This window comes from Saccharothrix ecbatanensis, from assembly GCF_014205015.1.
Lineage (GTDB): Bacteria > Actinomycetota > Actinomycetes > Mycobacteriales > Pseudonocardiaceae > Actinosynnema > Actinosynnema ecbatanense.
Window position 1 is genome coordinate 4,440,337 of the sequence record NZ_JACHMO010000001.1, and the last position, 12,400, is coordinate 4,452,736.

General features: G+C 71.0%; 9 protein-coding genes. 1 reads left to right on the top strand and 8 read right to left on the bottom strand.

Annotated elements, in window-relative coordinates; translation table 11 throughout:
* Positions 1–19: 19 nt before the first annotated feature.
* The 8 genes from F4560_RS18200 to F4560_RS18235 form a co-directional block, all read right to left on the bottom strand.
* A complete protein-coding gene (locus F4560_RS18200) occupies positions 20–2,041 on the bottom strand; it encodes a HEAT repeat domain-containing protein (protein ID WP_184921538.1) in 2,022 nt (673 codons plus the stop codon).
* Complete coding sequence (locus F4560_RS18205) at positions 2,016–4,349, bottom strand: glycoside hydrolase family 95 protein (RefSeq protein WP_184921540.1); 2,334 nt, start codon at positions 4,347–4,349, stop codon at positions 2,016–2,018. The genes F4560_RS18200 and F4560_RS18205 overlap by 26 nt, the downstream gene beginning before the upstream one ends.
* Positions 4,350–4,394: 45 nt before the next feature.
* Entirely contained in the window at positions 4,395–6,086 is a 1,692-nt protein-coding gene (locus F4560_RS18210) for a cholesterol oxidase substrate-binding domain-containing protein (protein ID WP_184921541.1), read from the bottom strand.
* A 29-nt stretch (positions 6,087–6,115) separates the two neighbouring features.
* On the bottom strand, positions 6,116–7,339 hold the full coding sequence (locus F4560_RS18215) for a cytochrome P450 family protein (RefSeq protein ID WP_184921543.1): 1,224 nt from the start codon (positions 7,337–7,339) through the stop codon (positions 6,116–6,118).
* 44 nt (positions 7,340–7,383) lie between these two features.
* Positions 7,384–7,884 (bottom strand): aspartate carbamoyltransferase, encoded by a 501-nt coding sequence (locus F4560_RS18220; protein WP_184921546.1) that lies wholly within the window; start codon positions 7,882–7,884, stop codon positions 7,384–7,386.
* Positions 7,871–8,323 carry a MarR family winged helix-turn-helix transcriptional regulator gene (locus tag F4560_RS18225; protein WP_184921548.1) on the bottom strand — a complete coding sequence of 151 codons (453 nt, stop codon included), beginning with the start codon at positions 8,321–8,323 and terminating at the stop codon, positions 7,871–7,873. The genes F4560_RS18220 and F4560_RS18225 overlap by 14 nt, the downstream gene beginning before the upstream one ends.
* Positions 8,324–8,381: 58 nt before the next feature.
* Entirely contained in the window at positions 8,382–9,656 is a 1,275-nt protein-coding gene (locus tag F4560_RS18230) for an MFS transporter (protein ID WP_184921550.1), read from the bottom strand.
* 135 nt (positions 9,657–9,791) lie between these two features.
* The gene (locus F4560_RS18235) at positions 9,792–10,652 is read right to left on the bottom strand and encodes a universal stress protein (protein WP_184921552.1); all 861 of its coding nucleotides are present in this window, start codon (positions 10,650–10,652) and stop codon (positions 9,792–9,794) included.
* Between the two features lie 144 nt (positions 10,653–10,796).
* On the opposite strand from F4560_RS18235, the gene F4560_RS18240 reads away from it, so the two are divergent.
* Positions 10,797–12,398 (top strand): serine/threonine-protein kinase, encoded by a 1,602-nt coding sequence (locus tag F4560_RS18240; protein WP_184921553.1) that lies wholly within the window; start codon positions 10,797–10,799, stop codon positions 12,396–12,398.
* Positions 12,399–12,400 lie beyond the last annotated feature (2 nt).

Below are 12,400 nucleotides of genomic sequence, written 5' to 3' on the forward strand. Positions count from 1 at the left end.
TCAGCGGCCGCTGATCCGGCTACTCCGCGCCGATGGCGACCAGCGCGTCCCGGCACAACCGCACCAGCTCCTCATCGGCACGCACCTGGTCGCTACTCCACGCGGTGTCACTCGCCCCGTGCCGCCGGGGGCGTGCAAGTTCGTCCCGCAGCAACGGGAGGGCCGGTGCGGCGGCGGGCCCCATGTCGGCGAGGCAGCGGGCGGCTGCGGGCCGGACGCGCGCGTTCACGGTCCAGACCGTGGTCAGGAGTGGGAGGACGGCGTCGGCGTCACCTGTCGTCCGCCACAACGCCTCGGCCACGTGCAGGCGTCGCCATCCGGTGTCGTCCGGGGCTTCGAGCAACGCCCGCAGCGCGGGAACGTGCGGAGCAGCGGCCTGCCCCAACTCCGCGATCGCCTCCACGGCCTTGGTGTTGTCCAGGTGGCGCAACAGGACCGGCAGCACGACGTCCGCGTCGCCGTCCACGCGCCACAACGCCGACGCCGCACGGATCGCCACCCACTGGTCCGGGTCGTTCAGAAGGCCGCGCAGCGCCGGTAGTGCTTCAGCGGCGCGCGGCCCGAGTGCGCCGAGGGCGTCCAGGGCGGAGGTGTCCGGTAGGAACTCCAGGATGTCCGGCACGGCTTCCGCCGCGCCCAACGACCCGAGCGCCAGGACCAGGCTGCTGCGGCGGGAGTCGTACCCCTCGATGACCGGCAGATCACGCAGCCGCGTCCGGATCAGGGGCAGGAAGTCGGCGGCCGGCGGCCCGAGCGCGCGGACGACGTGCCCGATGTCCGACGGCGGTTCAGGGCGTTCGAGCGCCCAGCGGACCGGCTCCACCGCCCTTGGGTCACGCAGGACGGCCAAGGCGTGCAAGGTCGGCCCGGTGCTGGGCAGGCCGTTCGACCACAGGGTGAGCCATGCCGGTGGCCCGGTGTCCGTGTGCGGTGCTTCCCGCGGTGCGGCGGTGAGCGAGTCGGCTAGCGCGTCGGCTGCGGGGGCGGCAACCTCGTAGAGGTCCTTCAACGCGGACGCGGCGGCTGCCGGGACGCGTGGTTCCGGGGCGTGGAGCTGGGCGCCGATCAGCCGGACGAGCCGCTCGTGGTCGCCACGCCAGCCCTGGACCAGTGCGCTGGCGACGTTGACGGCGTCGATCCGCTGTTCCCAGTCGGCGGATTCCAGCAGTGGGAGGAGCAGGGCGGTCCGGTCCGCGACCCGGTCGCCGAGTGCCCGGTTCAGCCCTGCCAGCAGGATGAACGCGTCGGGCGCGTGCCGACCGGCCGCGCGCTGCTCGGTCTGTTCCCGCAGCATTCCCAACAGGGTCGGGGTGGAGAAGCCGGCGGGTTCCGGGGTCGGTGTGCCGGCGGCGTAGACCTCGGCGATCAGTCCCGACGCGACGGCGACCACGTCGTCCGGCAAGGCGTCCGGGGCGAAGCGTGCCAACTCGGTGAGCGCGGTGATCCGCAGTGCCGGGTCGGTGTGGTCGGCGACCAACTCCGACAGCCGGACCGCGAGTGACGGAAGTTCCGCACGGGCGCCGAACGTCCCGAGCGCCGTCACGATGGCGGTCCGCGCCTCCGCGTCGGTTTCGATCCGCAGCCGCTCGACCAGGACGTCCACGACGTGGTCGGTCTCTGCACGGCACACCGTCAGGGCCTCGCACGCGGCCTGTCGCACTGCCGGGTACGGGTCGTCCAACGCGGCCAGGAACAGCGGGAACGCCTCGGCCACGGCGTCGGTCGCCTGCCGTTCCAGGGTTCCCGGCTCGAAGTCCCCTTCCGGGTTGCCGATGCTCGCCAGCAGCTCCACCACGTCGGCCCGTCCCGGCAGCTCGACCTGACCGGCGATCCTGATCAGGAACGGGATCGAGGCCAGCGTGCTGTCGTAGATGGACTCCTGGTGGTGCACGCCGCCGTACATGCTGTCCAATGCCGACTCCCGCACCGCCGGGTCGTCGGACACCAGACCCCGCAACAGATCCGGCACCTCGTGCGCCGGCCCGTAGGCGTGCTCCAGCGCGTTCCAGTCGATGTCATCCAACCCGGTGAAGAGATCCACCGGGTGAGGCTACCGATGCCGTCATCACGTAGCGGTGTCCGGCCCGCCCGGTGAACGTGGCCGCGTCGCCGTCCACCCGCACCGGAACCTCCTGTCCCGTCAAGGCGTCGACCACCTGGAAGTCCTCGCGGAACAGCGTGCCGCGAACCGTGACCGGGCCGTCCTGGCCGGTGGTCAGTGCGATCTCGCGCGCCGCGCCGCCGGACCACCGGACGTCGACCGTGATGTCACCACGGGCACGCAGCCCGGTGTACGAGCCGGTCGGCCACTCTCCGGGCAGCGCGGGCAGGACGTGGACGACGCCGTCCTGGCTTTGCAGCAGCATTTCCGCCATGCCGGCGGTCGCGCCGAAGTTGCCGTCGATCTGGAACGGCGGATGGGTGTCCCAGAGGTTCGCGGTGGTGCTGTCGACCAGTTGTTCCGCCAGCATCCTGTGCGCGCGGTCGCCGTCGAGCAGCCGGGCCCAGAAGTTGATTTTCCACGCCTTGCTCCACCCGGTGCCGCCGTCACCGCGTGCGGTCAGGGAGGTTTTGGCGGCTTCGGCGAGTTCCGGTGTCTTCAGCGCGCCGATCCCGTTGCCGGGGAACAGGGCGAAGAGGTGCGACACGTGTCGGTGCTCGTTCGTCGGGTCGTCCCAGTCCTCCTTCCACTCCTGCACCTGGCCCCACGACCCGATCCGGGCGCCGGGGTCGAGCCGGTCGAGCGCCTTGCCCACCTCGGCGCCGAAGTCGTGGTCGCCCAGGACGTCGGCGGACGCGACGACGTTGGCGAACAGCTGACCGACGATCTGCTGCGACATCGCCGCGCCGGCCGAGAAGTCGCCGTGCTCGGGCGAGAAGCTGGGCGTGACGACGAGCTTGCCGTCACGCGGGTCGACTGCCAGCGCGTCCAGCCAGAACTGCGCGAGCTCCTTCATCACCGGGTACGCCCGGTCGCGCAGGAACCGGCGGTCCATGGTGAACAGGTAGTGCTCGTAGTAGTGCTGCGCGAGCCACGCGCCGGCTTCGGGGAACCAGAACGCGGTCGCCCAGTCGTGGACACCGCTGAAGCCGAACGGGTTGATCTCGTTGTTGACGACCCACCCTCGGCTGCCGTGCATCTGCCGGGCCGTGACGGCGCCGGGTTCACGCAGCTCGTCCACGTAGGAGAACAGCGGCGCGGTCGTCTCGGACAGGTTCGTGGTCTCGGCCGGCCAGTAGTTCATCTGGATGTTGATGTTGGTGTGGTAGTCCGCGCTCCACGGCGGCGACACCGAGTCGTTCCACACGCCTTGAAGGTTCGCGGGCAGTGATCCGGGCCTGGAGGAGGAGATCAGCAGGTAGCGCCCGTACTGGAAGTACAGGGCTTCCAGCGCGCGACGGTCCGGCGCCGGGGCGGTGGCGTAACCGCGCAGGAGTTCGCCGGTCGGCACGTCCACCGGCTGCTGCCCGATGTCCAGGCGCACGCGGTCGAACAGCTCGCGGTAGTCGCGTTGGTGGGCGTCGAGCAGCTCGGTCCAGCCCTTCGCGGACGCCGCGTCGACGGTCGCCGTCACCCGCTGGTGTGGGTCGGGGCCGCGGTAGGTCGGGTAGTCCCCGGCGTAGTCGGTGCCCGCCGCGAAGACCAGCACCACGCTGTCGGCGTCCGTGACGGTGATCGAGCCGTCGGCGTTGTCGGTCCGCACGCCGCCCTGGTTGAGGACTTGAAGTTGGGACTCGAACCGCAGTCCGTTGTCGTGCAACGCGCCCGAGAACGTCGAACGGCCGTCGCTCGCCGTGGTCCGCCGGGTGCGGTTGTCGGGGGCGGTGATGGACGTGGTGAAGCCGATGCGGCCGGGCCGGTCGGCGGACAGCCGGGCGACGATCACGCCGTCGGCCGCACTGGCGAAGTACTCCCTCGTGTGCCGGACGCCGTCGGCCAGGTACGACACCGAGGCGACCGCGCGGGCCAGGTCGAGGTCACGGCGGTAGTCGGTGATCTCGGCGGGCGGGTCGGTCAGCGTCAGGCGGAGTTCCCCGAACGGCTGGTAGGCCCCGAACCCGCGCCGCTCCTGGCCCAACGCCGCCGCGACGGTGTCGGGGTCGACGCGGTGTTCGCGTTCGATCCGGCCCCGCACGCCGCTCAAGGCGTCCGGCCGTGGGCCGGCCCAGTTGCCGAAGTCGTAGCCCTGCGCCGAGCCGGGGCCGCCGGTCCACAGCGTCTTCTCGTTGAGCTGGATCCGTTCGACGGCGACCGTGCCGAACACACTGCCGCCTAGTGCGCCGTTGCCGATGGGCAGCGTCTCGGCTTCCCAGTCGGTGGCGGGCCGGTCGTACCACAACGTCACCATGCTCAGCCACCGCCTGATCCGTGTGGCGCAGACGGTACCAAGTGGTCACGGCAGCAGGACGTCCAGGAACGGGTTGCTGAACACGCGGTGCGGGTCGTACGCGTTGAGGGCGGCGAGGGCGGCGTCCCACGTCGGGTTCGGGCCTTGGCGGTAGGAGTCGGGCACGGTGGAGGTGAGCATCGTGTGGTCCGCCCACGCCGCCTCGGTGGTGTAGGCCCAGCCCTTGGACCACTCGGCGCGGGTCGCGGCGTACGCGCCGGTGTACCGGGTGAAGAAGAACTGCTCCAACTCGCGGTAGAACGCCGCCGCACCGGGCGCGGTCGGGAACGTCAGCACGTCGAACCACACCGCCACGTCCCACTCCAGGTGGTCCTCACGGGGTCGCACGGCCGACAGGGCGGGCGGTTGGGCGCCGGGCACGCCGACGTGCGACGGGTCGTCCAGGCCGCCGACGCGGATCTCCACCTGGCCCGTGACGGGGAACAGGCCGCGTTCCCCGTAGGAGGTCAGGAGCTGCTCGTAGAACGCCGCGAAGTCGCTGACGACGCGTTGCACCTCCGCACGGCTGGTGAGCACCGCGTACCCGTTCGCAGTCTCGCGCAGCGTGGTCGGCTTCACGTAGAGCATGAGGTTCTTCGACGGGCCCCACAGGTCCGTGGTGAGCGTGGCGGTCAGCCCGGTGACGGCGGCGGTGTACTGCAACCGGCCGAACGTCGGCGTGAGGAACCAGGCGCCGTTGATCAACTGGTCGGCGAGGTCGGAGACGGGCTTGGGGACGTTGTCGGAGAACGGGTAGTTGTACGGCGCGGCAACGGGTCGGGACGTCAGCGGCCGGTTCGGCGACACGCTCCACACCTTCAGCCACGGGCGGTCGGTGTAGGCGAACCAGATCGCCTCGATCCGGCCGGCCCGATCGAGGAAGCTCGCGAACGTGCGCGTGGCCCCACTGCCCGGAGGGGCGAACAACTCGCTCGTAGGGATGTCGATCCGGCTGACGCAGCGCAGGTTCTGGTTCGCGCCCACCCGCAGCGTGACTTCGGTGAGGAACGCGCGCCCCACGTGGGTGAGCAGGGCGGCGCAGTCCGGTTCGTCGCGGTGGAAGGTGCGCAACCGGTATTCGCCGGCGTCCCACACGACGGCGGTCAGCGAGATGATCATGTTGCTCAGGGAGCCGTAGGTGTGGCCGGGTGTGCGGGTCTCGCCGATCGCGGGGATCGACGTGCCGTGACCGTTGATCGCCAGCACGCCGCCGATGGTGAGGTCGCCGGGAGCGGGCGTGTTGGCCACGCCGAGGCCCGCGTCCTCCAGGAACGCCAGCAGGTCGTCCATCGACGCCCCGGTCTGCGTCCGCACCGCGCCCGGCAGGATCGCCATCGCTTTCAGGTGCCGGGTGGTGTCCACCAGGACGACGCGGTCCGCGCCGGTGGTGCCCGGCGTGACGGTGAGCGGCGCCCACCCGTGCCGGAAACCCTTGGCCCTCAAGGTGAATCCGTGGCCGTGCGCCCAGTTCGCCAGGAGCACCACGTCCGCCGGGGTGCGCGGGACGCACGTCCACAGTTCGTCGGTCCGGATCTCCCCCGCCCAGTTCTCGTACGCCTGCCGGTACAGGTCGATGCCCGGCGGGAAGTCCGGCGGCTGATCACCGGCGGACTCCCCGGGTGTCGGGACGGGTAACCACGCCAACGTGGAAGCGCCGAGAAAACGGCGTCGGGACAGGGAATCGCCGAGCTGGCTCATCTTCCGACCATAGGGTCGGGTGCGTCCGGCTACAACCGTTCGGGTGTGAGGGCGACCGGCAGGGAGAGGTGGCCGTTCGTGATGAACGACTGGACGGGCCGCAGTTCGTCCGCCGGCACGGCGAGCGCGAGATCGGGGAAGCGGCCGAACAACGCCCGCAACGCCACCTCGGCTTCGACCCTGGCCAGGGGTGCGCCGAGGCAGTAGTGGACGCCGTGGCCGAAGGCGAGGTGCGACTTGTCCGCGCGGGTGAGGTCGAACTCGTCGGCGGTGGCGCCGTGGTGCGCGGGATCGCGTCCGGCCGCCGCGTAGTTCACGATGATCGCGTCACCCTGGCGGATGTCCACGCCGTCCACGGTGATGTCCTCGACGGCGTAGCGCAGCGGCAGGTTCGCGACCGGCGCCTGCCACCTCAGCGTCTCGTCGATCACGTCGTGCCACGTGCGTTCGCCCGAGACGACGAGGCGGCGTTGGTCGGGATGGGTGAGCAGCGCGGTGATGGCGTGGTCGAGGAGGTTGACCGTGGTCTCGAAACCGGCGGCGATCAGCAGGAGCAGGGTGTTGACCAGCTCGTCCTCGGTGAGCGTCGCGCCGTCCTCCTCGCGGGCGGCGATCAGGCCGCTGGTGAGGTCGTCACCCGGCTCGGCGCGTTTGGCGGCGATCAGGCCGTTCAGGATTTCGTAGACGCGGTGTTGGTTCTCCAGGAACTGCTCCGGCGTCGTGGTCGTGTCGACGATGCCGTCCACGCTCTTGCGCAGGCCTGCGCGGGCGTCGTCGGGGATGCCGAACAGGAGGCAGATGACCTCGATCGGCAACGGGTAGGCGAACTCGGCGCGCAGGTCGACCACGTTCGGGCCGGCGGCGAGCCCGTCGACCAGGTCGGCCACCATCCGGTCGACCCGCGGCCGCAGCGCCGCGACCCGGCGAGCGGTGAAAGCCTTGGACACCAACGACCTCAGCCTGCGGTGGTCGGGGCCGTAGGCGTTGAACATGTCGTTCACGCCCACCCAGATGTTCAGCGGCCAGTCTTCCGGGATGTCGCCGTTCTTCCAGGCACGCCAGTGCTGGCTCGGGTCCTTCGACACGCGCGGGTCGGCGAGCAGTTGGCGGATCAGGTCGACGCGGCCCACCGACCAGGCCGTGACGCCGCCCGGCAGCTCGACCGGTGTCACCGATCCCCTCGCACGCAGCAGTGCCGCTTCGGCGTGGATGTCGCTGCCTGTCGGGTCGAGCACGTGCGAGCCGGAAGTCATGCCGCCCATCGTTCAGCACGTACACCGTAAGTACAAGTGGCGTTCTAGCGTCCGTGTTCGGCGTGCTCGCCGTGGTCCGCCACCTGGGCTTCACCCCAGGCGTGCAGGGCTTCGACCAGTGCGGGGTCGGCGGTGCGGAAGGTCAGCGACGCGCCCGCGGGCAGGTCCAGGTAGTCGATGGTGATGGCGGACGCGCCGGCGGACAGTGCGGACAGGCCGGGCATGTCGGCGCCGTGGATGCTCGCGGGATCGGCGAAATCGCCACCGCGGAAACGTTTGGCCTCGTCGGTCAGGTGCTCGCGGACGAGGTTGATCTGGGTGGGGTCGGCCGGTTCGTCGGCGACGACCTCTTGCAGCAGGCCGTCGGGGCGGGGAGTGAAGCGGTGGGTGGTCTTGTCCAGGTCGAACGGCATGACGGTGCTGCCCTTGGCCGCGACTTCGGATTGACGTGCGGCCGTTTCCGGCGTCTGGTTCGGGCTTGAGCACGCGGTGCCGAGTGCGGCCAGTACGGCCACTGCGGCCACGGTGGCTCTACGAACGTTCACGGCCGCTGGCCTCCTTGAGCAGGCGAAGTGCTTCGATCACGGTGGTGTGGTGCGCGGGGTCGATGTGGTCGAGCAGTTCGGCGAGCCGCCGCCCCCGCCGCTCCACCACCCCGGCCGCCGCCTCGGTGCCGGAGGCGGTCAGCACCAGGAGCCTGGCGCGTCCGTCGTGGGGATCGGCCTCTCGACGCACCCAGCCGCGTTGCTCCAGGCCGTCGGTCAACCGGCTGGTGGTGGACTTTCCCAGGTGCAGCTGGGCGCCGAGTTCTCCTTGGTGCAGCGGACCTTCGCGCAGGATCGTCAGCGCGTGCGCCTCGGCGACGGACATCGGCGACCCGCACGGCGTGTGGTCGGGTTCGAGCAGCCCAAGGGACCGCACGAGCCCCATGAACGCTTCGGTGAACTCACCGACAGGCGATTCCGGCGCTCCGCTGCTCGACATAGTTCCAGACTAGAACTACTTGGTTCCAGAGTGCAACTGGTTTCGGCCCTCATCCCGTTCAGCCAGTCGCTGACCGGGCTTCGGGGGTCGGGGCGGGTTCGAAGTCGGGGGACACGACCGGTGGCTGGAGGTGGCGGCGACGGAGGACGGTGATGCCGGCCATCAGGGCTGCGAGCAGGGCGAAGGCGGCGGCCACGGTCAGGGCGCGTTGTGGTCCGGCGGCGTTCACCACGGCGCCCGCGGCGACCATGGCGATCGTGCCCGCGCCGACCGTGATCGCGCCGACCGTGGCGAACACCCGTCCACGGACCGAGTCCGGTGTCCTCGCTTGGACCAGGGCGTTCAGCGTGAGGTTCTGGACCGAGCTGCACGCGCCGGCGACCACCCACGCGACCGCGTTGACCACGACGTGCGGGATCAAGGAGGGTGCGATGAGGGCCAAAGCCATCAACAGGTTGGCGGTGGCGAAGGCGGCGACCAACGACCGCGCGGTGGTGAAGCGGCGGCTCGCGGTCGCTCCCAGGAGCAGCCCGGCCGTCCAGCAGGCGAGCATGACGCTGTAGGTGAGCTCGTTGCCGCCCAGCGGGCCCTGGACCAGGAAGACCTCGTTGACCAGGGCGATGGCCACGGCCACGCCACCGACGACCTGCGCCACCACCCGGCCCACCAGCAACCGGTCGCTGCGCAGAAGCACCGAACCGCTCCACTGCGCGCCCGGTCCGGCGGTGTCCTCGTCCTGCCCCGGATCACGGTCCACGCGAAGCCGCAGCACCAGCGCCAAGTGCACGAACGTGGCCACCGCGTCCAGCAGCAACGCCACCTCGATGCCCGGTCCCGCCGCGATCACGCCACCGAGCACGATGCCCGCCACGGACCCCGTGTTCTGCGCGGACGACAACCACGCGTACCCACGCGCCGCCTGGTCCTCGCCGGTCGTCTGGTCCTCGCCGGTCGTCAGCGGGATCAACACGGACGCGCACGCCCGGACGACAGCGCCGGACAAACCGAGCAGCACCATCAGCCCGTAGAGCACCGGCACGTGCGCGTACCCGAACAGCAGGCCGACCAGCAGCAGCACCTGCCCGCACACCGTGACGGCGAGCAGCATGCGGTTGCGGAACCGGTCGACCGCCCACCCGGCGAGCGGCGCGCCGAGGACCGCGCCCAGAGCGGCGGCCACGAACAGCCCGGCGACCGCGAACGGCCCGGACCCGGCCAGCACGATGGTGAACCCGATCAGCGTCAACTGCGTGCCGAGGCTCGACACCCCGGAACCGGCCACGAGCACCGCCAGGTCCCGATTGGCCCGCAGACCGCCCAGCACTGCGACCATTCCGCTCCCCTGCTGCGTCGCCGGTCGGACCGGGGTCGGGTGCCGTCCCGCCACCCGACCCGTCGATCACCTCGCGGTGCCGATCATGCCCGCTGTGCCGACCAAGCGGAAAGACCGCCCCTGGTGACGGGCGTGTCAGGCCTCGGACCGGACCACCATGAGCGGGCACGGCGAGTGGTAGACGAGGGCCTGGCTGGTGGAACCGAGGAACATGCCGGCGAAACCGCCGAGGCCGTGGCTGCCGACGACCAGGAGCTGCGCGTTCCGGGCCGCGTCGAGCAGCGCCCGCACCGGCCGTTCGCGGACGACGACCCGCTCCACCGACACGTCCGGGTACTGCTGCTGCCAACCGGCCAGGCGTTCGGCCAGCAACTCCCGCTGCTGCACCTCGATCTCGTCCCGGTCGACGCGCAACCGCGTGGCATACGGGTTCTCCACCAGGAGGTCCGTCCACGCGATCAGGGCGGTGAGCGTCGCGTCCCGCAGCGACGCCTCCTCGAACGCGAACCGGATCGCCTCCTCACTGGCCGGCGAGCCGTCCACGCCGACCACGACCGGTCCCGCGTCAGGTACATCGTCGTGGATCACGACAACGGGACACTTGCCGTGCTGGGCGACCGCCACGGCCACCGAGCCGACCAGCAGCCCGGACACCGCACCCAACCCCTGCGAGCCGAGCACGACGAGCCGCGCGTTGCGGGACTCGGCGATCAGCGCGGCGGCGGGCCGCTCGAACACGACCGACGTCTCCACCTCGGGCACGACGTCCCTTACGGTGCGCGCCGCCTCCTCCAGCCACTGGTTGCCCTGCTGCTCGAACGCCTGCCGCACCTCGTGGCCGGTCACCACCATGTCGGGGTAACCGCGGGTGGGCAGGAGGAACGCGTGCACGAGCTTGAGCGGCGCCTTGCGGCGGGCGGCTTCCTCCGCGGCCCACCGGACGGCCGTCAACGCCGACTCCGACCCGTCCACGCCGACCACGATCGGGGTACTCATCACGGGTTCCTTCCGCTGGTCCTGTGTCTGGGCCTGTGTCTGGGCCGATGTCGCCGGCGTGCCTCCCACCTTGCGATGCCGGGAAGCCGACCGTACGCCGAAAGCTGTCCGTCGGTGTCGTGGCCGGCCGATACGATCGTCGGCGTGGATCCCGCCGACGACCTGCTGGCCTGGGCGCCCCCGCCCGGCGAGGGCGCGGCGTCCGCCGTCGCGCTGCCCGGCTACAGCGACTTCCGGCTCGTCGCGCACGGCGGCGAGGGCACGGTGTACCGGGCCACGCAGGACGGTCTGGGGCGTGACGTCGCGGTGAAGGTGCTGGACGTGACCGATCCGGACACGGTCAGCCGGTTCCGCCGCGAGCTGGAGATCACCGTGCGGCTGGGCCGGCAGCACCCGCACATCGTGACGGTGCTGGACACGGGCGTGATCGCCGGCCGGCCGTGCATCGTGATGGAGTACTACGACCTCGGATCGCTGCACGACCGGCTCCTCCAACGCGGGCCGCTGCCGGTGCACGAGGTGGTCGCGGCGGGGATCGCGGTGGCGGACGCGCTGTCGTTCGCGCACGGCCAGGGCATCCTGCACCGGGACGTGAAGCCGCAGAACATCCTTGTGCTGCCCACGTCCTACGTGTTGGCCGACTTCGGCATCGCGCGTGGGGCGGACGCGGCGCACACGGCGTCGTTACAGCTGGTGAGCTACCGGCACGCCGCTCCGCAGATGGTGGACGGCCGCCCTCCGGCCGTGGCGGACGACGTGTGGTCGCTGGGCTCGACGCTGTTCACGCTGCTGGACGGGCAGCCGCCGTTCACGTCGGACACGCCCGGCGAGGACACCATGCTCGCCTACCTGGGGCGGGTGCGTGAGGGGCAGCCTCGGTCACTGCTGCGGCGTGACGTGCCGGTCGAGTTGGTGGCGATCATCCTGCGGTGCCTGCGCAAGGCGCGGGAGGAGCGGTTCCCGGACGCGGCGTCGTTGCGGGCGGCGCTGGCCTCCGTGCCGGCGTGGACACCTCAGTCCACAGTGGACCCGGATCACACGGTGGCGGTGCGGCAGGAGGTGCCGGAGCGTTATCCGGAGGGTCCGACGGAGTTGCCGGACTTCGGTCCCAAGCCGTTGGTCGAGGCGGCGCCGGTCGCTGTCGCGCCTGAGGTGGTGAAGACGTGGACGGAGGACTTGGCGGACCTGACCGTCCGTCACAACACCGTGCCGCGTCCTGTCGTGCCACCGCCCGCTCCGCCGTTGGTGGAACTGCCTGAGCCGCCACCGCCGCGACGTGGGCGTCGATTGTGGACGGTGGGGGCGGTGGCGGCGGTGGTTGTCGGTGTGGTTTTCGGGGTGGTGTCGAGCCTGCCGGACCGGTCGGATCGGGTTGCCGCGCCGCCGTCTTCGTCTTCGTTGCCTACTTTGTCTTTGTCGGTTGCCGGGACGACTACGGCGAGCGTGCCGGAGGGTGGTGATCCGGAATTCACCCCGACGCTCAAGCGGCTGGAGGACGACGGTGACCGGATCGAGCTGTTCTGGACGGATCCGAGCGATGGCAACGCGCAGTTCGTGGTGGTGGATGTGACGGGGGCGTCGGCGAAGCCGCTGGTGACGGTGGCGGCGGGTGCGACTTCGCACGTGGTGGAGGGTTTGGAGCCGGCGGCGGGTCAGTACTGCTTTCAGGTGCTGGCGATCGGGTTGGCCGACCCGGCGACTCAACGCGGGGCTTCTGCCCGGACGTGTGCCGTGCGGAACGGCTGACG